The 20,906-nt window shown below is 64.8% G+C and carries 20 protein-coding genes and 1 tRNA gene; 6 read left to right on the forward strand and 15 right to left on the reverse strand.

Annotated elements, in window-relative coordinates:
• Window positions 1–29 precede the first annotated feature (29 nt).
• Entirely contained in the window at window positions 30–332 is a 303-nt protein-coding gene (locus BW11_RS01450) for a WhiB family transcriptional regulator (RefSeq protein ID WP_043165517.1), read from the reverse strand.
• A gap of 364 nt (window positions 333–696) precedes the next feature.
• Between BW11_RS01450 and BW11_RS01455 the strand changes: the two genes are divergently transcribed.
• Complete coding sequence (locus BW11_RS01455; RefSeq protein ID WP_258184455.1) at window positions 697–2,169, forward strand: LCP family protein; 1,473 nt, start codon at window positions 697–699, stop codon at window positions 2,167–2,169.
• A gap of 182 nt (window positions 2,170–2,351) precedes the next feature.
• Here the strand turns inward: BW11_RS01455 and BW11_RS11735 are convergent, their stop codons facing one another.
• Entirely contained in the window at window positions 2,352–2,945 is a 594-nt protein-coding gene (locus BW11_RS11735; RefSeq protein ID WP_140444418.1) for a hypothetical protein, read from the reverse strand.
• 4 nt (window positions 2,946–2,949) lie between these two features.
• Between BW11_RS11735 and BW11_RS01465 the strand changes: the two genes are divergently transcribed.
• Window positions 2,950–3,897, forward strand: coding sequence for an LCP family protein (locus BW11_RS01465; RefSeq protein WP_258184456.1), 948 nt, complete (start codon window positions 2,950–2,952; stop codon window positions 3,895–3,897).
• A gap of 169 nt (window positions 3,898–4,066) precedes the next feature.
• Window positions 4,067–4,345 carry a WhiB family transcriptional regulator gene (locus BW11_RS01470; RefSeq protein WP_043165403.1) on the forward strand — a complete coding sequence of 93 codons (279 nt, stop codon included), beginning with the start codon at window positions 4,067–4,069 and terminating at the stop codon, window positions 4,343–4,345.
• 91 nt (window positions 4,346–4,436) lie between these two features.
• Here BW11_RS01470 and BW11_RS01475 read toward each other — a convergent pair whose 3' ends face one another.
• Window positions 4,437–5,927, reverse strand: a complete 1,491-nt coding sequence (locus BW11_RS01475) for a sensor histidine kinase (protein ID WP_043165404.1) — start codon at window positions 5,925–5,927, stop codon at window positions 4,437–4,439.
• A gap of 202 nt (window positions 5,928–6,129) precedes the next feature.
• On the opposite strand from BW11_RS01475, the gene BW11_RS01480 reads away from it, so the two are divergent.
• On the forward strand, window positions 6,130–7,008 hold the full coding sequence (locus BW11_RS01480; RefSeq protein WP_181162449.1) for a hemolysin III family protein: 879 nt from the start codon (window positions 6,130–6,132) through the stop codon (window positions 7,006–7,008).
• A gap of 96 nt (window positions 7,009–7,104) precedes the next feature.
• On the opposite strand, the gene BW11_RS01485 is transcribed toward BW11_RS01480, so the two are convergent.
• The 9 genes from BW11_RS01485 to eno form a co-directional block, all read right to left on the reverse strand.
• Complete coding sequence (locus BW11_RS01485; RefSeq protein WP_140444420.1) at window positions 7,105–7,584, reverse strand: GreA/GreB family elongation factor; 480 nt, start codon at window positions 7,582–7,584, stop codon at window positions 7,105–7,107.
• Between the two features lie 124 nt (window positions 7,585–7,708).
• Entirely contained in the window at window positions 7,709–8,113 is a 405-nt protein-coding gene (locus BW11_RS01490) for an FKBP-type peptidyl-prolyl cis-trans isomerase (protein WP_043165408.1), read from the reverse strand.
• Between the two features lie 122 nt (window positions 8,114–8,235).
• Window positions 8,236–9,696 (reverse strand): L-serine ammonia-lyase, encoded by a 1,461-nt coding sequence (locus BW11_RS01495; RefSeq protein WP_043165410.1) that lies wholly within the window; start codon window positions 9,694–9,696, stop codon window positions 8,236–8,238.
• 71 nt (window positions 9,697–9,767) lie between these two features.
• Entirely contained in the window at window positions 9,768–10,337 is a 570-nt protein-coding gene (locus tag BW11_RS01500) for a hypothetical protein (RefSeq protein ID WP_043165413.1), read from the reverse strand.
• A 106-nt stretch (window positions 10,338–10,443) separates the two neighbouring features.
• Window positions 10,444–10,523, reverse strand: a tRNA-Leu gene (locus BW11_RS01505).
• Window positions 10,524–10,597: 74 nt separating this feature from the next.
• Entirely contained in the window at window positions 10,598–11,596 is a 999-nt protein-coding gene (locus BW11_RS01510) for a Ppx/GppA phosphatase family protein (protein ID WP_043165415.1), read from the reverse strand.
• Window positions 11,597–11,693: 97 nt separating this feature from the next.
• A complete protein-coding gene (locus BW11_RS01515) occupies window positions 11,694–12,248 on the reverse strand; it encodes a DUF501 domain-containing protein (protein WP_043165417.1) in 555 nt (184 codons plus the stop codon).
• 3 nt (window positions 12,249–12,251) lie between these two features.
• Window positions 12,252–12,842, reverse strand: a complete 591-nt coding sequence (locus BW11_RS01520; RefSeq protein WP_375137614.1) for a septum formation initiator family protein — start codon at window positions 12,840–12,842, stop codon at window positions 12,252–12,254.
• 75 nt (window positions 12,843–12,917) lie between these two features.
• Window positions 12,918–14,216, reverse strand: coding sequence for a phosphopyruvate hydratase (gene eno / locus BW11_RS01525; protein ID WP_043165421.1), 1,299 nt, complete (start codon window positions 14,214–14,216; stop codon window positions 12,918–12,920).
• Window positions 14,217–14,534: 318 nt separating this feature from the next.
• Between eno and BW11_RS01530 the strand changes: the two genes are divergently transcribed.
• Both BW11_RS01530 and BW11_RS01535 read left to right on the forward strand, forming a co-directional pair.
• Window positions 14,535–15,020, forward strand: a complete 486-nt coding sequence (locus BW11_RS01530; RefSeq protein WP_043165423.1) for a GNAT family N-acetyltransferase — start codon at window positions 14,535–14,537, stop codon at window positions 15,018–15,020.
• A gap of 295 nt (window positions 15,021–15,315) precedes the next feature.
• The gene (locus BW11_RS01535) at window positions 15,316–15,963 is read left to right on the forward strand and encodes a hypothetical protein (RefSeq protein WP_043165425.1); all 648 of its coding nucleotides are present in this window, start codon (window positions 15,316–15,318) and stop codon (window positions 15,961–15,963) included.
• A 189-nt stretch (window positions 15,964–16,152) separates the two neighbouring features.
• On the opposite strand, the gene mfd is transcribed toward BW11_RS01535, so the two are convergent.
• The 3 genes from mfd to BW11_RS01550 are packed head-to-tail and all read right to left on the reverse strand — an operon-like array spanning window position 16,153 to window position 20,903.
• The gene (gene mfd / locus BW11_RS01540) at window positions 16,153–19,743 is read right to left on the reverse strand and encodes a transcription-repair coupling factor (protein WP_052119092.1); all 3,591 of its coding nucleotides are present in this window, start codon (window positions 19,741–19,743) and stop codon (window positions 16,153–16,155) included.
• Window positions 19,733–20,332, reverse strand: a complete 600-nt coding sequence (gene pth, locus BW11_RS01545) for an aminoacyl-tRNA hydrolase (protein ID WP_043165427.1) — start codon at window positions 20,330–20,332, stop codon at window positions 19,733–19,735. The genes mfd and pth overlap by 11 nt, the downstream gene beginning before the upstream one ends.
• A 58-nt stretch (window positions 20,333–20,390) precedes the next feature.
• Window positions 20,391–20,903, reverse strand: a complete 513-nt coding sequence (locus tag BW11_RS01550) for a GNAT family N-acetyltransferase (protein WP_043165522.1) — start codon at window positions 20,901–20,903, stop codon at window positions 20,391–20,393.
• Window positions 20,904–20,906: the final 3 nt, after the last annotated feature.

A 20,906-nucleotide genomic window follows, 5' to 3' on the forward strand; every position in this document is an offset into this window, starting at 1 on the left:
TTCGGTGCCGAGATCATCTCGATCCGCGCTCACGCCTGCTCCTTGTGGGTCTTCTTGTACCGGCGGCGTTCCCGTTCGCTCATGCCGCCCCAGATGCCGAAGCGCTCGTCATGGTCGATGGCCCATTGGAGGCACTGCTCACGCACCTCGCACTGCGCGCACACCCGCTTGGCGTCGCGCGTGGAGCCGCCCTTCTCGGGGAAGAACGCCTCCGGATCGGTCTGCGAGCATAGCGCCTTGTGCTGCCAGGAGATGTCGCCGTCCGGTGAGAACAACCCCCACAGTAGCTCGTTCAAAGGCTCGTCGGCGGAATCATCGGCAATCCCCCACATGCGCATCATCCTCCTTAGCCTCGCCGGGCCTGTTCACGCCACTAAATTACACACATGCGATTTCCCGTTTGTCAAGTGGACCCGTGTTGGTACGACCATTCGGCATGATGTGTGGTATAAGCCCGGGCGTCACCGCTTGAGTGCGGCCTGTCCACTGTAATACGGTCCGGCGCGGTACGCATACGCCTGTCCGGGACGGCGTTCTTGGATGTGGTATCGAACAAGGTGGCGGTATTGCGTACTTCGGGGAAATTCGGTGAAGGTCGATTCCCGCATCCGCGAGGCAACGCCCGTTCAGACGTCGTTTTCTCTCGTCTGCCGTACAATCGAGAGGATTTGACCCCGATAGGAAGGTTTTCGTCCCGTGAGTTCGAAGCGATCCGCCCCAGGTGTCCCCAATATCAACAGTTGGAACGGAGCCCCGCGTCATAGCGGCACGGCGTTCCGCGTGCAGCACCGTCTGCGCAACACGCTGGTATGCGTCGTCGTCGCCCTGCTCGTGTTCGTCAGCACCGCCGCGGCGGCGACCTACGTCAACATCGACGGCATCATCCACGGGCAGAAGGTCGATCTCATCGGACAGAACGGCGAGGCGGTGGCCACGTCGATCGTGGACCCGAACGCCGGCCAGCCGCTCGACATCCTGATTCTCGGACAGGACACGCGCTCCGGCGACGAGAACCTCGCGATCGGCGGCAGCGACACGACCCTCGAATCGAACCACAATTCGGACACCGCGATGGTGATGCACGTCTCCGCGGATCGCAGGTTCATCGAACTGGTGTCGATCCCGCGCGACTCGATCGTGGACGTGCCCAGCTGCACGACCACCAAGGGCGAGATCAAGGCGCAGCGCAACGTCATGTTCAACACGATCTTCGCCAACGCCTACGAAACCGGCGGCGACCTCGCCTCGGCGGCCAGCTGCACGGTGAACGCCGTCAACTCGCTCACCGGCCTCGACATCCAGAACTTCGTCGTCGTCGACTTCGCCGGGCTGACCTCGATGATCGACGCGATCGGCGGCGTGGACGTCTGTCTGCCGACGCACGTCTACGACGGCTACACCGGCATCAACATCGACGCCGGATGGAGGCACCTCGACGGTCTGACCGCCACGCAGTACGCGCGCCGCCGCCACGGCGCCGACACCGACGGCACCGACATGGAACGCACCGCCCGCCAGCAGTATCTGGTCAAGCAGCTGCTCGCGCAGGCGCTCTCCAAGAACCTGTTCACCCAATCGGGCGACCTCTACCAGCTCGCCAAGGCGGCGCTCAAGTCGCTCAACATCTCCACCGGTCTGGCCAACACCACCACGCTCGCCGGTCTGGCGATGAGCATGAAGGACTTCAAGACCTCGAATCTGTACACGCGCACGGTGCCCGTCACCGACTGGGTGCGGGACGCGAACCGCGTCGTGTGGACCTCCGAGGCGGATACGCTGTGGGCGAAGATGCGCAACGACAAGCCGTTCGTCGACTCCTCGGATTCCTCGTCGAAGGGCGATTCCGCGCAGACGGACCAGTCCTCCGGCGATCAGCAGAGCACCGATCAGCAGAACGCCGACTCCACGCAGGCCGACCAGTCGGGCCAGTCGGGTCAGTCGGGTCAGTCGGGTGCCGACCAGTCTCAGTCCACACAGACGCAGACCCCCACCCCGGCCAACACCAAGGTGGCCGACGGCGTGGAGAAGAATGCGCAGGGTCAGCTCATCGACACCGCCACCGGCGGCATCATCGACGCGAAGACCGGCATCATCCACAACGCCACCACGAATGTGGTCATGGGCATTTCCGACTCGTACCTCAACAACGTGGTGTGCAAGGTCAAGTAGACCGATTCCCGGACAGGCCGCTCGCAGACCAATCACACACCGATCACGTGGCGCATACTTGTGCCGGAAATGAGAAAATACCCATCGCGTCGCCCTCCCGCGCGGCGCGATGTGCAACAGTGACAGAAGTCCAGATTCGTTACGGGGAGGCATAGCGTGCAGCAAGGCGATAGGTCCAACCCTCAGGAGATTCCGCCGAGTTTCATCCCCTCGGGTTCCCGCCGCCGCTCCCAGCCCACCGGTCCGATCATCGACTCGGGCTCCCTCAACGCCTCCAGGGGTCGACACGCCGGCACCCCCGAGGACGAGCCGGCCCCGATCACCTCGAATCCGCCGAGCTTCAACCCCGACGCGCGCGGATCACGCCGATCCGGCCAGTCACGGCGGGCCTCCCAGGGCACGCATGCGACGCACACTACGCATGATGCCGCGCAAGGCGCCCATGCAGTGGACTCCCCCGCCGAACATGGCGCCTCCGCATCCGCGATGCCGGCCTCGTTCACCCCGCGCCGCAGATCGGAGGCGCGACGCTCCTCCGCCTCTCCTCGCGTGGCCGGACGCGCGTCGGCATCATCGTTCTCGGCTTCGTCCATGCCGGGATCGGTACCCCCCGCACGCACGCCACGCCGCTCATCCGGCTCGACCAGCGCAACGCCGCCGGCAAGGCCGTCCCTCTCCCGCCCCGCCGGCGGATCATCGGCATTAGGCGTATCCGCAGTCAGACAGGGCGACCAAGAGTTCCATCCGATCCGTACGGTGCCTGTCGGCAGAATCATCCGCATGGTGATTCTCGTGCTCGTCGCGGCGCTACTGCTCACCATGTTCGGCACATGGCACTGGGTGGATTCACGGCTCAACAAGGAAGACGGATGGCTGACCGGCTCCTCGAACACGACCGGCGAATCCTGGCTCATCCTCGGCTCGGACGAGCGCGACGGCACGGCCGGTGGCTCCGCCGACGACACGCCAGGCTTCCGCACCGACACGATCCTCGTGCTCACCAAGCCCTCGCACGGACCGAGCTCCCTGATCTCGATCCCCCGCGACTCCCTGACGCAGGTGGACGGTCTCTACATGAAGATCAACGCCGTCGCGCAGATCAAGGGGTACAAGTCTCTGGTCGGCGAGGTCGAGCAGATCACCGGACAGCACATCGACCACATCGCCAAGATCCAGTTCGGCGGTCTCAAGAACGTGGTGGACGCGATCGGCGGCGTGAACCTGTGCTATGACCACACGGTCAACGATCCCGATTCGGGACTGAACTGGACGTCCGGATGCCATATGGCCGATGGCGGCACCGCACTGGCGTTCTCCCGCATGCGCTATTCCGATGCGAACGGCGATTTCGGCCGTGCGCAGCGCCAACGTCAGGTGATCGCCGCGATCGTGAAGAAGGCCGCCTCCTCGGAGGTGATCGCCAACCCCGCCAGACTCACGAAGGTCGCCGATGCGGGACTCACGGCGCTCACCGTGGACGACCGGACGTCCCCGTTCACGCTCGTGCAGATGGCGCTCGCATTCAAGGGGGCCACCGGTTCGGGCGGCGTGACCGGCAGCGTGTACTGGAGCAACCCCGACTATCGCGTCTCCGGCGTCGGCTCCTCGGTGCTGCTGGACGATTCACGCAACCTCGAACTGTTCTCGCAGCTCGCCTCCGGCAAGCACAAGGCGGGCACAGTGGGTACACTCGCCGAAAGCCAGACCGCCTCCGGATCGGCCGCGTGAACGACTACGCTCCCCGGGCGCGCCAGACGAATCGCGAACCGCCCGGCGCGCCCGGGGAGGCGCATGAAATATCTCTTTTAAGGGAAAGTCTTGAAAAACGGCCCTGAACGTGCTTAGGTAGTACGTACTGGATGCGAATTTCAGGGCTCGGACAGGAAAGGAAACGACGATGAGCAGTGCTTTCGATTGGCGTGCCAAGGCTGCGTGCCGTGACAAGGATCCGGAATTGTTCTTCCCGGTGGGGAACACCGGTGCGGCCTATCAGCAGATCGAGGAGGCCAAGGCCGTGTGCCGCACCTGCAAGGTGATCGACGCATGCCTCAAGTGCGCACTGGACACGAATCAGGATTACGGTGTGTGGGGAGGCCTGAGCGAGGACGAGCGTCGTCAGCTCAAGCGCAAGGCGATGCGCCTGCGTCGCTCTCAGGCCATGCAGATGCAGGTCTGAATCCGTTCTCACAGCCACTACAGCTGCTGACGGATCGTCAAGGGGCTCCCGGTTCCGATGCACCGGGAGCCCCTTGGTTTTTACTTACTCCTTACTCCGCCTGAGCGGCCCTGAGGATCATATTGAGGACCACTCGGGTGCCGCCGCCGCGGCGGGGCTCCCAGTTGACGGTGCCGCCGAAGTCGTTGGTCACGAAGGTGTTGATGATCTGCGTGCCGAGGCCGGAACCGGAGGACTTGGCCATGCCGCCCTGCGATTCGGAGCCGAGACCGGTGCCGTCATCCTCCACGACCACGTTGAGGTTCGAGCCGGAACGGCCCACGGAGATCGTGATATGGCCCTGCGTGCGTCCCTCGAACCCGTGTTCGACGGAGTTGGTGATGAGCTCGGTGAGGACCAGCGACAGAGGCGTCGCGTCCTGGGCGGGCATCATGCCGAACTTGCCGACGAAGTCGATGGAGATGTGCTGGTCGCGCATCGTGGCCACGTCCACGGCCATCTTGAGCAGCCCGGCGATCACCTTGTCGAAGTCCACGACCTCGTCGACGGTCTGGCTCAGCCCCTCGTGCACCATCGCGATGGTCTGCACGCGGCGCTGCGCCTCCTTGAGCTCCTTGCGCACCTCCTCGGACTTGGTCTTGCGCGCCTGCAGTCGCAGCAGCGCGGAGACGGCCTGCAGGTTGTTCTTCACACGGTGGTGGATCTCGGAGATCGCCGCGTCCTTGGTCTGCAGCTCCTGCTCGCGCCGGCGCAGCTCAGTGACGTCCCGACACAGCACGATGCTGCCGACACGTCCGTTCATGTCGTACAGCGGCAGCGAGCGCACGGAGACGGCGGAGCGCTTCGTCGTGATCTCCGAGTCGACGGCGGCCTTGCCGCTGAGCACGAGCGGCAGCTGCTCGTCGACCTGCTCCTTCTGCTCCTCGAGCAGATCGGTGCCCAGTTCGCTCAGGTAGTGGCCCTGCATGGTGATGAGCAGGCCCAGACGACGGAAGCAGCTGATGGCATTGGGCGAGGCGTAGCGTACGACGCCGTCCATCGTCAGGACGATGAAGCCGTCGGCGACGCGCGCGACATGGCGCTGGCTCATCACCGAATCGGAGTACGGGAACTGTCCGCGGGGGATCATCTCGTAGAGCTGCTTGCCCGCGTTGATGCTTTCGGATTCGTAGCGGCCGTTGGATTCGCGGGTGGCCATGTTGGTCTCGCGCACGACGAGGCCCAGGGTCTTGCCGTTGTGGCGCACGGGAGCGTAGACGTTGCACACGGTGGACTTGCCGACGGTCCTGAGCACCGTGGAGCGGAAGACGACCGCCGATTCCATGGCGGCGTCGAGCTCGCCGGTCATCGATTCGGGCATGATGTCGCCGACGACGTCGTCGGTGCGCAGGGTCATCACCGTGGAGGGACGGCACTGTTCCGCCACCACGTACCTGCCGTCGCCGTTCTGCATGATGAGCAGCAGGTCGGCGAAGCTCAGGTCGGCGATCACCTGCCAGTCGGCCACCAGCTGGTGCAGCCATTCGCGATCCCTGTCATCGAGGTCAGGGCGCGTTGCGAGTATCTGTGAAAAATCTGCCATGCGTCCATCATACGCATGCCGTTCCTCGTCGTCGTCGCACGGTTCGATAGGGTTACGTTCAACAGACTGCGTTCGATACGCGAGGTCTGCGTGTTCGCAGATCACTGCTTGACTTTGATATAACCTACGGTATCGTAGGTTACGGTAACGTAAGTTACGAAAACGTCAACATCACGACAAGTCCGGAGGCGACGACACGATGATGACCGACGAGGAGATCCAGGCACGGCGGCAGGCGGTGACCGAGGCGAGGGAACAGGCGCTCAAGGCCCAGGCCGATGCGGCTCGGCTGAAGGCGAAGCTCAAGGCCGAACGCATCCGTTCGAAGGCGGAGGCCAAGGCCAAGCACGTCATCGCCAAGGGCGAGGAGCGCGCGGCACGGCTCGAGGGCATCGCGCCGGCCGAGGTCGAGCGCAAGATCCGTCTCGACGTGCACGGCCGTCCGAAACCCGCGATGCGCGGCTGGATCCATGCGGTCGCCGCTCCCCTGTCGCTGGCGGCGGGCATCGTGCTCATCTGCCTCGCGCAAGGGACGGGGCTCAAGTGGGCGTGCGCGGTGTTCATGGTCGCCTCGCTGGTGCTGTTCACCAATTCGGCCTGCTACCATCTGGGCGACTGGAGCCCGCGCGTCACCGACGTGCTGCGGCGCATCGATCACGTGAACATCTTCCTGCTCATCGCCGGCACGTACACACCGGTCTCATTCGCGCTGCAGCCGTTCTGGCGCAACTTCATCATCATCTCGATGTGGGCGTGCACGGCGGTGGCGATCATCATCCACGTGATCTGGATCAACGCGCCGCGATGGCTGTACACGCTGGTGTACATCGTGTTCGGCATCTACGGTCTGGCGTTCATGGCGCTGTTCTGGACCTCGCCGTATGCCGGTCCGGCCGTCGTGGTCCTGCTGTGCTCGGGCGGCGCCTGCTATATCCTCGGCGCGATCGTCTATGCGCTGCGTCGGCCGGACCCGTGGCCGAAGGTGTTCGGCTTCCACGAGATCTTCCACTGCGGCACCGTCGCCGGATACGCATGCCACATGGTCGCGATCTACATGGTGATCGTGACGCTGTGGGTGTGAGTCGGCAGGTGTGAGCCGACATAGGCAGATGCATACGCATGAACCCCCGCCACCTGAAGGTGTCGGGGGTTCATACGATAGGCCGAAATAAGCCGATCAGACCAGCGGCTTGGAGTCCTTGATGGTCACGGAGATCTCACGGCCGTTGGGGGCCTTGTAGCTCACGGTGTCGCCGGCGTTGGCGCCGTTGATGGCCGCGCCGATCGGCGACTCCGGGCTGATGATGTCGTGGTCTGTCGCGATCGCGAGGTCGCGCGTGCCGAGCACGAAGACCTTCTCGCGGCCCATCACGTCGAGGGTGACCAGCGAGCCGTCGCCGACCTTGCCCTCCGGCGGGGCGGTCAGGATCTTCGCGTTGCGCAGCTTGACGGTGAGCTCGTCGATGCGGCCCTGGTTGACGCGCTGGGCCTCACGGGCGGCCTGATAGCCGCCGTTCTCGCTCAGATCGCCCTCGGCGCGCGCCGCGGACACCTTGGCGAGGATCTCGTCGCGGTATTCGCCCTCGCGCCAGACGAGCTCCTCCTTCATCTTGTCGTAGGCCTCCTGCGTGAGCAGGATCGTCTTTTCCTCGGTCATAGTCGTGGTTGTCCTCTCTTGAAAGTGGATATGCGTACCAATACGAGAAAGCGCCGGATGTCATTCCCGGCGCCTTCCCTGAAAACTTCTAGCGAATCCGATATGCGGCTGTATGGGCCCGAATTCAGCGCGTGGAGATGATGTCGATGACGAACACCAGAGTGTCGCCGCCGCCGATGCCGGCCTGCGGGACGCCACGGGAGCCGTAGCCGTACTCCGGCGGGATGGAGACGATCAGACGGGAACCGACGTTGTGGCCCGGCACGGTCTGATCCCAGCCCTTGATGACCTGTCCGACGCCGATGCCGAAGCTGGCCGGCTGGTGACGATCGAAGCTGGAGTCGAACGGCTTGTCCTTGCCCCACACGACGCCGTGATAGTTCACGGTGACGGTGTCGCCGCGGCGAACGATCGGGCCGTCGCCCTCGACGACCTCGACGACCTTGAGACCGGCCGGCGCTTCGGTGGCCGGGAACTCGATGACGGGCGTGGAGCCGAACTCGGCCTGCACGGAAGGCATATCAGCCATGGGTTTCCTCCTTAGGATGCCTTTGGATGGCGTCCTCGACTGGACATAATGTCGCTCATAATAGCACCGAACGGCACGGTCCGCACCGTTTCGGCCCATGGATTATCCACATCGACGAACGTTCAGCATTCGACTACGTTGACCGCGAGACCGCCCTTGGACGTCTCCTTGTACTTGGCCATCATGTCCTCGCCGGTCTCGCGCATCGTCTCGATGGCCTGATCGAGCGTGACGATGTGCGATCCGTCGCCGAGCATGGCCATGCGCACCGCGTTGATCGCCGTGTTCGCCGCCATCGCGTTGCGTTCGATGCAGGGGATCTGCACGAGTCCGCCGACCGGATCGCAGGTCAGGCCCAGATTGTGTTCGATGCCGATCTCGGCCGCGTTCTCCACCTGTTCGGGAGTGCCGCCCAGCACGGCGGCGAGTCCGGCCGCGGCCATCGAACAGGCCGAGCCGACCTCGCCCTGACAGCCGACCTCGGCGCCGGAGATCGAGGCGTTGCGCTTGAACAGGTACCCGATCGCACCTGCCGTGAGCAGGAACGTGACGACGCCCTCCTCGTTCGCGTCGTCCATGAAGTGCCAGTAGTAGTGGAGCACCGCGGGGATGATGCCCGCCGAGCCGTTGGTGGGCGCGGTCACGATACGCCCTCCCCCGGCGTTCTCCTCGGAGACGGCGAGCGCGAACAGGTTCACCCATGCGGCGTCGGAGGATTCGAGCACGGCATCGCGCCGGGAGCGTCCGCGCTTGAGCACGTCGGAGTTGGAGGCGAGCCGCTCGTACATGCGCGGCGCGCGGCGCGGCACGTCGAGTCCGCCGGGCAGTGACTGTTCGGCGGATGTGCATCCGTGGTCGACGCATTCGCGCATGACCCTCCACACCGTGTCGATGTCGGCGCGGACCTGCACGGCGGAGCGGGTGGCGGTCTCGTTGGCCCAGACGAGTTCGGCGATGCTCAGGTGGTGTTCGCGGCACAGGGCGACGAGTTCGGAGCCCGAGGAGAACGGGTAGGGGGCGTCGGGGCCGAAGTCGGTGGACGAGCCCTCGTCCCGGTCGGCGAACGACGTGCCCTCGGGAGGCTTGTCATGGATGCCGATCATGAGATCGTCGGGCGCGCCACGGCGGATGAATCCGCCGCCGATCGAGTACCAGACCTGCTCGTCGACGAGGTTGCCGTCGTCGTCGAACGCCTGGAATCGCATGCCGTTGGGGTGGGCGGCCATGCGGCGCCAGCGGTCGAAGACCATATCCCGGTCGTAGTCGAAGCCGATGCGTCTGACGCCGGCGAGGTTCAGCGTGTCGTCAAGCGCACAGGTCTCGCGGATGCGCAGCATGTGCTGCGTATCGACCGTGGCGGGAACGTTGCCTTCGAGTCCGGCCATGACGGCGCGGTCGGTGCCGTGGCCCAGACCGGTCAGGGACAGGGATCCGTAGAGCGTGACCTTGACCCGGGCGGTGCGGTCGATGAGATCCGAGTCCCGCATCGAGGAGACGAAGGCGTGGGCCGCGACCATCGGCCCCACGGTGTGCGAGGAGCTCGGCCCCACGCCGATCTTGAACATGTCGAGCACGCTGAACATGGCGATCCTCCTTTTCAATCCGATGACGGGACTAACGGGATGAACGGGATTGGACGGTCTCTTCTCGGGGGCTAGCTGGCCAGCGCGGAGAACATCATCGCGCCGACGACGATGCCGAGCGCCGCCAGCACGATCTGCACGACGAGCAGCCCCACGGCCAGTCCCCTGCGCGAGGCGAGACTCCTGCCGTACGCCTGCGCAAGCATGTAGGCGATGAAGCCGAACACCGCGTAATTGACGGTCAGGGCGGCGATGTCGCCGTTGGAGAGCACGACCCCGTTGAGCGGCTGGTCGAGCGAGTTCATGAGGCTGCTCATCACGAGCATGCCCCACACGCCGTAGCCGAGCGCGCCGACCACACCGTAGGCGATCGGCCTGAACTTCTCGCGCATGCGCAGCGTGAACGATTCGACGCACCACAGCAGGGCGAATCCGACGATGTAGGTGAAGGCGACGGCGACGAGCACGACCATGAGCGCCCACGGCACCAGCGAGGCCACGTTGCCGATCATCGACAGGTAGAAGCCGGAGCAGGCGATCGCCCCTACGCTCAGCACGGTGCCGGCGATGATGTTCTGCGCGAGCATGATCGGCAGTCCGGTGACGGTGTCCTTGTCGACGGTGGTCCAGCTGGACGGCATGGCGGGTCTCTCCTTTTTTCTCGTAACGAAGCTGCCAGCAGGTTATCCGTCCATTGTTTCGACGACGTATGTTGACGGTGATGTACGCGGCCGTCCGGGTCTTGGGTGCCTCCAGCGGGACTCGAACCCGCAAGCCGAAGCGATCGATTTTAAGTCGACTGCGTATACCGATTTCGCCATGGAGGCGCTGGCCGCGAGGGCCAACCGTTCTATTGTACGCTACCGTACGCTCGTGCTCGACGTCACACTCCGACTGCGGTCTACGCGGCGAGCAGACGGCGACCGTAGTCGAGGACGATGCCGTCAAGCAGGCCGTGCTCGCTGGCGATGTACGAGTCGATCGTCTCGCCATGCGTACGCTTCGCGGCCTCGCTGACCTTGGCGAGCACGCGGTTCCACACGAGCGCGCCGCCGCCCACCACGTCGATGCGCCCGGGGTGGATCGTCTTGTATTCGCGGCGTTCGGCGCGGGTCATCCTGAGGAACCGGTCGTCGATGGCGTAGGCGTCCGCAAGCGACATGCGATGCCCGTCGACGGCGGTGTGATCGTACTGCCTCAATCCCATGGCGAGCGCCGTCATCGTGGTGACGGTGCCCGACACGCCGATGATGGTGCGGGCGCGGCCGGCCGGAACGGTGCGGAACGCCTCGTCGATGTGCTCGTCGATGTCGGCGACGGCTTCGTCGATCTCCTCCTGCGTGGGCGGATCGGTCCTGAGATGGCGTTCGGTCATGCGCACCGATCCGATGTTCATCGAGAACGCGGCCTCGACGCGCGTGGCGGGTTCGTTCACGCCATCCCCGCCGAGGACCAGTTCGGTCGAGCCGCCGCCGAGATCGACGACGAGGTAGGGGGCGGGCAGATCGCCGCGGTTGACGACGGACGTGGCGCCGAGGAAGCTCAGATCGGCCTCCTCGGTGCCAGGGATGACCTCGGGGCGCACGCCGAGGATCCGTTCGATCCCGTCCTCGAACTCCTCGCGGTTCTCGGCGTCGCGCGTGGCCGAGGTGGCGACGAAGCGGATGCCGTCGACCGGATGGTCGGCGAGGATCCCGGCGAACTCGCGGGCGGCGGTGTAGGCGCGTTCGAGCGCCTCGTCGGCGAATCGATGGGTCTTGTCGACGTCCTGTCCGAGACGGATGACGCGCAGTACGCGCGGAACGATCTCGGTCATGCCGTGTTCGTCGACGCGCACGACCTTGAGCCGGATGGAGTTGGTGCCGCAGTCGACGCCTGCGACGGTTACCGCCTTGCCCATGATGAGCCCTCCTGTAATGGGTTATGCTATGTGCTTTGCCGTTGCTTTTTCTATTGCTTTCTCGTTCGTATGACCTAGTGTCTGCCGACGCCCCGCATCACTCCACGCTGCAGCGGCATACGGACGGATCGAACTCGTCCCTGACGCGCTCGAGGACCATGTCGCCGATCGGGTTGGCGCCGGGGCCCATGACGAGGGACTGGGCGATGAGCGCGTGCAGGCACTTGACGCGCACGGGCATGCCGCCGGCGGAGGTGCCTTCGATGTGCTCCTCGCTGTCGCCGAGCTTCACCGCGATCTCGTGACGGAACGCGAGATAGTACTGGTGGGCCTGCTCGTAGGCGGCCTTCACGTCCTCGTCATGCTCGACCAGTTCGGTGTAGTCGCGCATCGCGCCGTCGGCCTCGACATGCGAGGCGGCCTTGACGGCCTCGGGGCTGGTCAGATAGCAGGTGGTCGGGAACGGCACGCCCCCGGGCAGCAGGGGCCTGGTGACGACCGCGAGCGGCCTGCCGCACGCGCACCGGGCGCCCACGGCGACCATGCCGCGCGGATAGCGCCCGAGTTGCCGTTCGACGATGGCGTAGTCCTCGTCGGTGGCGGGGTGCTCGAGGATGGCGTCCGCCAGAGCGGACGGATCGATGTGGCTCACTGCTTACTGTCCCTTCGTGTCCTGGTTGTTCGAGGTCTTCGTCTGCTGGCTGCTGTCCAACTGGCCATCGGCCTGATCGTCGTTCTGATCGCTTTGGTCATCCGGCTCGTCGGCCTTCTTGAACGCATATGCCAGTTCACTGTACCAAGGCAGCTGCTTCGACGTGTCCGTGCCTGTCGATGCTGATTCCCCGCTTGTGCCGTCCTCGGCCGCGTCGTCTCCCGTCACGGCCTCGGGATGCTGCACGAGTACGGACTGCTCGCCGGGGAAGACGAATCCCAGGCGTTCCCGGGCCTGAGCCGCCACATAGTTCTTGTCGTTCCAGCGGGAGATGTTGTTCTCGAGCTCCTGCTTCTGGGCGATGAGCGCGGCCTCCTCGCGCTTGAGACTGTTGAGATGCGCCAGATCGGTGGCGTAGGTGTTGAACGTGGAGACGAGCTGGATCGCTCCGACCGCCACGATGAACAGCGAGACGAAGAAGGCGATCGGTCCGAAGTTGCCCGAGCGTTGGCGCTTCTTCACGTTCGAGGCCTTGCCGTCCTTCGGTGTGCTTCGGTTCCGTGTGCTCATGGCATATAAAAATACCCGTCGCATTCGACGGGCGAATGCGACGGGTACCTGATGCCTTATTCAGTCGGCCGGAGTACGGCTCGGCGAGTCGTCACAGACTCACTTGGCGATGTACTTCTTGCAGGCCTTGAAGGCGCTGTAGCCGGCGTACTGAGCGGTGGAGCCGAGCTCCTCCTCGATCTCGAGCAGGCGGTTGTACTTGGCAACGCGCTCGCCACGGGCCGGGGCACCGGTCTTGATCTGGCGGGTGTTCTTGGCAACCGCGAGGTCGGAGATGGTGGTGTCCGGGGTCTCGCCGGAACGGTGGGAAACCATGGAGGTGAAGCCGTTGGCGGTGGCCAGCTCGATGGCGTCGAGGGTCTCGGTGACGGAGCCGATCTGGTTGAGCTTGACCAGCAGGGAGTTGGCCGCACCCAGATCGATGCCCTTCTGCAGACGCTTCGGGTTGGTGACCAGCAGGTCGTCGCCGACGAACTGGAGGCGATCGCCGAGCTTGGCGGTGATCTTCGCCCAGTCGTCCCAGCCCTCTTCCTGGTACGGGTCCTCGATGGAGACGATCGGGTACTCGTCGATGAGCTGCTCGTAGAAGTCGAGCATGTACTCGGCGTCGCGCTCGTCGCCCTCGAAGTGGTACAGGCCGGTCTCCTTGTTGTAGAACTCGGAGGAGGCCACGTCGAGGCAGATGCCGATCTGCTTGCCCGGCTCGTAGCCGGCGGCGGAGATGGCGTCGACGATGTAGTTCAGGGAGTCCTTGTTGGACTTCAGCTTCGGGGCGAAGCCGCCCTCGTCGCCGAGGCCGGTGTTCAGGCCTTCCTTCTTCAGAACGTTCTTGAGGGTGTGGTAGACCTCGACGCCGGCGCGCAGGGCCTCGTGGAAGGAGTCGAAGCCGTACGGGGAGATCATGTACTCCTGGATGTCGGTGGCGAAGTCAGCGTGGGCGCCACCGTTCATGATGTTCATGTTCGGGACCGGCAGGATGTGGCCGTTGGTGCCGCCGATGTAGCGGTACAGCGGCAGGTCCGCGGACTCGGCGGAGGCGTACAGGGCGGCCAGGGAGACGCCGAGGATGGCGTTGGCGCCGAGACGGCCCTTGTTCGGGGTGCCGTCGAGCTCGATCATGAGATCATCGAGCGCGCGCTGGTCGGAAGCGTCCAGACCGATGACCTTCGGAGCGATCTCCTCGTTGACGGCCTTGACCGCGTTGAGGACACCCTTGCCGCCGTAGACGGACTTGTCGCCGTCACGACGCTCCCAAGCCTCGGCCTCGCCGGTGGAGGCGCCGGACGGAACCAGGCCAAGACCACGGGCGCCATCCTCGGTGTCGAGAACGACCTCGACGGTCGGGTTGCCGCGGGAATCGAGAATCTGACGCGCGTACACGCTTTCAATTGCTGCCACAACTGCTCCTTTAACGTTATGTTGTGATGACATCGTCAAGAATAGTGCGATTTGTGGACTACGCGCAAGAGGGGCGCAAAGCGTGTTGTGAGCGCTCACAGTTATTGGAAATACACCAAAACTACGCCTAATGTTACCTCGCCGTTCGTCTGGATGGGGTAAGGACATGACGGCAAAGCCGAGCATTCGACGATCAGGTTCAAGCCCCTCTTATCAGTGGAGCCGGCCCGTGAAACGGATCTGAGGGGTGGTCGATGAATGCGTGCCTCCCGGTGCAAAATGCCGGTTCACCGATATACGATCGGTACACTGGGCCATATGGACGAATCGCATATCCGCCGCGCGCAGAAGCGCGACATCCCCGAACTGCACCGGTTGTTGCGTCAGGTCGCCGACGTACACCACAACGGACGGCCCGACCTGTTCAGGCCGAACGCGACAAAGTACACGGACGAGGAGCTGGCCCGTATCGTCTCGGATGACGAGACGCCCGTGTTCGGCGTCTTCTCGGACGATGACGACGCGACATTGCTCGGCTACGCGTTCTGCGTGTTCCAGCGCCCGCAGCACAATCATGTCCTGACCGACATCACGACGCTCTACATCGACGACATCTGCGTCGACGAGACGGCGCGTGGGCGAGGCGTCGGCACTGCGGTCTACCGGCACGTGATCGACTTCGCCAAGGCGAACGGCTGCTACAACGTGACCCTCAACGTGTGGTCATGCAACCCCGGCGCGCAGGCGTTCTACGAGGCCATGGGCCTGAAGCCCTACAAGATCGGCATGGAGACGATCCTGTAATTCCGTCGGTGTCTCCCGCGGGTGTTTTCCATCCCGCGGTAACGCGCCACATCACGCGGTGAAATCCCCATGGAGCGGTGTTTGGCCCATGACGCGGTGACGCAAAACGGCTTAATTCCGCCAATTCACAAAATGCGGTCACCGCTTGATGGGTATTTCACCGCTTCATGTACTCTCACACCGCATGATGGCTGCATGCATACGCGGGCGTGGGAAGCGTACATTCCGCGGGATAATGGGAAGAGAACGGCATCAACGCAGATGCCACCCATCCGCGCGCTGAAGGGAGACGGCGATGAGACACGCAACCGGTCGGACCGGCCCGAAAACGACAGCCGGCATCATTACAAGGGCGATCGGCGCGACGATGGCGGCCGTCCTGTGCCTCGCCGCCCTGACGGGATGCGCCGAGGATTACAGCGGCGTCTTGGTCGACAACGAGTACTGCACCGGCCGGAAGTCGGACGCGCAGTACGACTGGCCGTGGTACGACTCCCTCAATGAGTTGGAGCAGGCTTCGGACGTCATCGCGTATGTGATGATCACCGGATGCACCGCGCCGGACGGCGCAGGCGACGACACCGACACCGCCGGCTACGACACGGTGATCAACGCCGCGGTGCTCGGCGGCGCTTCGGCAGACGATGAGGAACGGACCGATCGGATCGACCCGCCTCCCGCGGGCGAGACCATCGTCATTCGGGGGTACACGGCCGAGGGATCCGGCGCGGGCAGGCTCACTGTCGGCGAACGGTACGTGTTCTTCCTCGACGCGGGAGCCGGGGAAGCAGACGGATATTACGAGATGACGCCGGCCCTGAGCGTGTTCCCGGTGACGGGAAGGACGGCGAAGGAGCCGTCCGTCTCAAGGAACGCCGACGGCTCGTTCGCCCTCACCGACTCGCTGGTCGCCCGGCTCGGCATCGCGGACAAGGCCGAATGATCATCGCCGTTTGCTTGACGCCGGAGGTCCGGCAACTTCGGACACGCTACGCGCGCATCCTGCCGGCTCGGCTGTCGCCTCACACACCGGCTACAAACGGCTCTGCCGTTTGCTTGACGCCGGCGGTCCGGCAACTTCGGACACGCTACGCGCGCATCCTGCCGGCTCGGCTGTCGCCTCACACACCGGCTACAAACGGCTCTGCCGTTTGCTTGACGCCGGTGTCCATGCGAGGTCGTTGAGGAGGTCGCTCACCCAGTCCATGACCTGCTCGCCGGGCATGGGCTTGCCGCCGAGAGTGCCGGCGAACGGGGTCGGGATGATCATCTGATGCGTGACCGGACGGTACTGGAATCCCTTGTAGATGCGAGACATGCGCATCAGGATCGACTCGGGCGGGTCGACGCGGCCGACGCGCAGACGGTTCGACTGGGCGAGGATCTCCGAGATGCCGAGCTTTCGTGCCTTGAACTTGAGCCTCGCCACACCGAAGAGCATCTCGAACTCCTCCGGCAGCGGACCGTAGCGGTCCGTGAGCTCCTCGGCGAGTTCCTTGAGATCCTGCTCGTCGCGGGCGGCGGCGAGCTTGCGATACGCCTCGAGACGCAGCTTGTCCGAGTCGATGTAGTCGACCGGGATCGACGCCTCGACGGGCAGGTCAATGGATACGTTGAGCGGTTCGGAAGCCTTGTCCGGCTCCTTGTAGGCCTCGACCGCCTCGGAGACCATGCGCACGTACAGGTCGAATCCAACGCCCTCGATGTGTCCGGACTGCTGATCGCCGAGCAGATTGCCGGTGCCGCGCAGCTCCAGATCCTTCATCGCCACGTCGAAGCCGGAGCCGAGTGCCGTGTTCTGCGCGATCGTGGCGAGACGGTCGTGCGACTGCTGGGTGAGCGTCCGGCTCGGATCGTACAGGAAGTACGCGTACGCGCGTTCGCGGCCGCGGCCGACGCGACCGCGCAGCTGATGCAGCTGGGAGAGACCGAAGCGGTCCGCATGATCGACGATCAGCGTGTTCGCGTTCGAGATGTCAAGTCCTGTCTCGATGATCGTCGTGCACACGAGCACGTCGATGTCACGATGCCAGAAGTCGCGGATCACCTGATCGAGCTGCTTCTCCCCCATCTTGCCGTGCGCGACGGAGACCCTCGCCTCGGGCACGAGCGTGTGGATCCTGTCCGCCACGCGCGCGATGTCCTCGACGCGGTTGTGCACGTAGAACACCTGACCGCCGCGCAGCAGCTCGCGTCGGATCGCGGCCGTGACCTGCGCGTCCTCGTACGCGCCCACGTAGGTGAGCACGGGCAGACGGTCCTCCGGCGGGGTGGCGAGCGTCGACATCTCGCGGATGCCGGTGACGGCCATCTCCAGAGTGCGCGGGATCGGCGTCGCGGAGAGCGAGAGCACGTCCACATTGGTGCGCAGGGCCTTGAGCGTCTCCTTGTGCTCGACGCCGAATCGCTGCTCCTCGTCGATGATGACGAGTCCCAGATCCTTGAACTTGATCTTCGGATTGAGCAGCTTGTGCGTGCCGATGACGATGTCGACGCCGCCCGAGGCGAGTCCGTCGATGGTCTCCTGGATCTCCTTGGGCTTCTGGAAGCGGCTCATCGCCCTGACGGTGACGGGGAACCCCTCGTAGCGTTCGGTGAACGTCTCGTAATGCTGCTGGACGAGCAGCGTGGTGGGCACGAGCACGGCCACCTGCTTGCCGTCCTGGATGGCCTTGAACGCGGCGCGCACCGCGATCTCGGTCTTGCCGAAGCCCACGTCGCCGCAGATCAGACGGTCCATCGGACGCGGCTTCTCCATGTCGGCCTTGACCTCGTCGATGGTGGTCAGCTGGTCGGGCGTCTCCTGATACGGGAACGCGTCCTCCAGCTCCTTCTGCCACGGCGTGTCCGGGCTGAACGCGAATCCGGGAGTGCGCTGACGGGCCGAATACAGTTTGACCAGATCGTCGGCGATCTCCTGCACGTGCTTGCGCGCCTTCGCCTTGGTGGCCGCCCAGTCGGAGCCGCCGAGCTTGTTGAGTTTCGGGGTTTCGGCGCCGATGTACTTGCTGACCTGATCGAGCTGGTCGGTGGGGATGAACAGCTTGTCCGGCGGCGCGCCGCGCTTGCTCGGCGCGTATTCGATGACAAGGTACTCGCGCGTCGTCCTGTTGGCGCCGGTGCCGATCGTGCGCTGGCGCATCTCGACGAACCGGCCGATGCCATGCTGCTCGTGTACGACGTAGTCGCCGGCCTTGAGCTCCATCAGGTCGATGGCCTTGCGACGGCGCTTCGGCGTCTTCGCGACGCCCACGGCCGACGTGCGGCCGGTCAGATCGCGTTCGGTGAGCAGTGCGACGCCGGCGCTCCGATCGACGAAGCCGTCGAGCGCCTGCGAGCGGATCGTCTCGAAGCGGGTGATGCCGGTCTCGTTGATGGCGCGCTTGAGACGCGCGAGCGTGCCCTTCGCGCCCGCGGTGATGACGACCTTGAGCCCCTCGTCGATCAGGCCTTCGATGCCGGCGGCCGCCTTCGACTCGTCGCCGCGGTACTCGGCCGGGTTCTTGGCGTCGATCTGCACGTGGCCGGGACGTGTGGAGTCGACGGTGAAGCTGGTCAGGTCGATGACGTCGTGACCGGTGAGGTTGAGGCTGCGCACGGTCTCCTCGAAGTCGAGGAAGCTCGCCTGGTCGAAGCTGATCGGGGCTCCCGCGCCGTGACCGGAGGCGGCGACGTGCCAGCTGGCCGCGAGGAACTCGTTGGCGGTCTTGGTCAGATCGTCGGCGGCACGGCGCAGCTTCTCCGGATCGGACAGAAGGATGACGGCCGTCCCGGGCAGCATGGCGGAGACGGGCTCCATGTCGTCGATCAGCGCCGGCATCAGCGATTCCATGCCTTCGACGGGAATCGCGTTGGCGATGGATTCGAGCATGTCCTCGGCGTTCGGGATCGACCCGATCAGCGCCTTGGCGCGGGCGCGCACCTTGTCGGTGAGCTGCAGCTCGCGGCAGGGCGTCGCCCAGATGGTCTTGAGGCCATCACCGTACGTACGCTGGTCGGAGGCGTGGAACTCCTTGATCTGGTCGATCTCGTCGCCGAAGAACTCGATGCGCACCGGATGCGGGGCGGTCGGCGGGAACACGTCGAGGATGCCGCCGCGCACCGCGAACTCGCCGCGGTCCATGACGAGGTCGACGCGCGTGTACGCGTTCTCGATCAGGCGTTTCGCGGCCTCGTCAAGCGGCAGGTCATTCCCCCGCGTGAAGACGAGCGGTTCGACGTCGGCGAGACCCGAAACGACCGGCTGGATGAGCGAGCGGACCGGCATGACGAGGATGCGGACGGGGCCGAACATCGGATCCGTGTCGCTCGGATGCCTCAGCCTGCGGAAGACGGCCATGCGGCCGGCGACCGTGTCGGCGCGGGGACTGAGCCTCTCATGCGGCAGCGTCTCCCACGCCTCGAGCTGGGCGATGTCGTTCGGATCGCCGTCGTACCAGGAGCGTAGAGAGCCGACCATCTCCTCGGCCTCGCGGCCGGAGGCGACGACGAGCACGACCGGGCGGGGCTTGACGGCGCCGCCCTGTGCGATGGCGGCGGCGATGGCCGGACGGACGCCTTCGGGCGCGCCGACGACGATCGAACCGTCGATGTCATCGGTCTCGTCGATGCCGCCGGAGACGACCTTGCCGAAGACGGGGTCTCGATTCAGGGATTCGAGAATGCCGGCGAGCGAGCCGTTGACGAGCGTCTGCTCGGGAGTGATGCCGGACTCAGCGGCCATTGAACTTCTCCTGGGTCCTGGCCAGTCCGTGGAAGATGATCTCCTCGGCGGCGTCGGCGCCGTCGGCGAGGAAGTCGGGCAGCTGCTTGCGCTGGTCGGGGCCAAAGCCGCCGAGCACCCAGTTGACGGTGTTGTCGTGCGCGTTGGCGCCGCGCTTGGCATGGCCGACGCCCATGCGCACGCGCGCGTACTTCGGCGTGCCGAGGGAGCGGTCGATGGACTTGATGCCGTTATGTCCGCCCGCGGAGCCGCCGGCCTTGACCTTGATGCGGCCGAACTCGAGATCCATGTCGTCGTGGATGACGACGATGTGGTCGGGTTCGATCTGATAGTAGGCGGCGATCGAGGCGACGGCGTTGCCGGACTCGTTCATGTACGTCAGGGGCTTGGCGAGGAAGAACTTGACGGTGCGTCCGTCGAGGTTCATGACGGAACGGCCAAGCATCGCGAGCCCCTTGTGGTCGGCGAAGTTCACCGACCAGCGTTCGGCCAGCACGTCCGCGGCCATGAACCCCATGTTGTGGCGCGTGCCCTCATATTTCTTGCCGGGATTGCCCAGTCCTGCGATCAGCCAGAAATCCGATGCCATGTCACTCCTTATGTTCCTTGAAAACCTTAAGGATTGTACCCATAGCGTCGGAAACCCGTTAGAGATCGAGATACCAATACGACATATCGTGCATCACGCCTCTCGCATCGGTGGCTGCGGCGGGCAGTTCGCCGAATCCGGTGAAGCCGAACCGGCGCATCAGGGCGATCGATCCGGCATTGTCGGCGAAGATGACGCCGATCGCCTTGCGCATGCCCCGGCCCTTCGCCTCGTCGAGGAGATGGCTCAAGAGGAACGTGCCCACCCCCCTGCCTCGCCATGCGGGGTCGATGTAGTAGGCGAGGTCGGTGACGCCGTCGTACCCGGCGCGGTCGTAGAACACCGACAACGCGCCGAAGGCGATGGTCTTTCCGTCATCGGCTTCGACGATGAACACCCCATAGGGCGGCTTGTGGGATTCGACCCACTGGCGGCGCTGCTCCAAGGTGCGGGGAGTCAGGTCGGCGGTGGATCCGCCCTCGATGACCGAGGCGTTGTAGATGGCGGTGATGGCCGCGAGGTCCTCCGACCCCGCGGCCCGGAAATGGTACGGCGGCGATGACACGGACATGAC

Origin of the sequence: Bifidobacterium sp. UTCIF-38, assembly GCF_006454495.1 — a bacterium.
GTDB lineage: Bacteria > Actinomycetota > Actinomycetes > Actinomycetales > Bifidobacteriaceae > Bifidobacterium > Bifidobacterium callitrichos.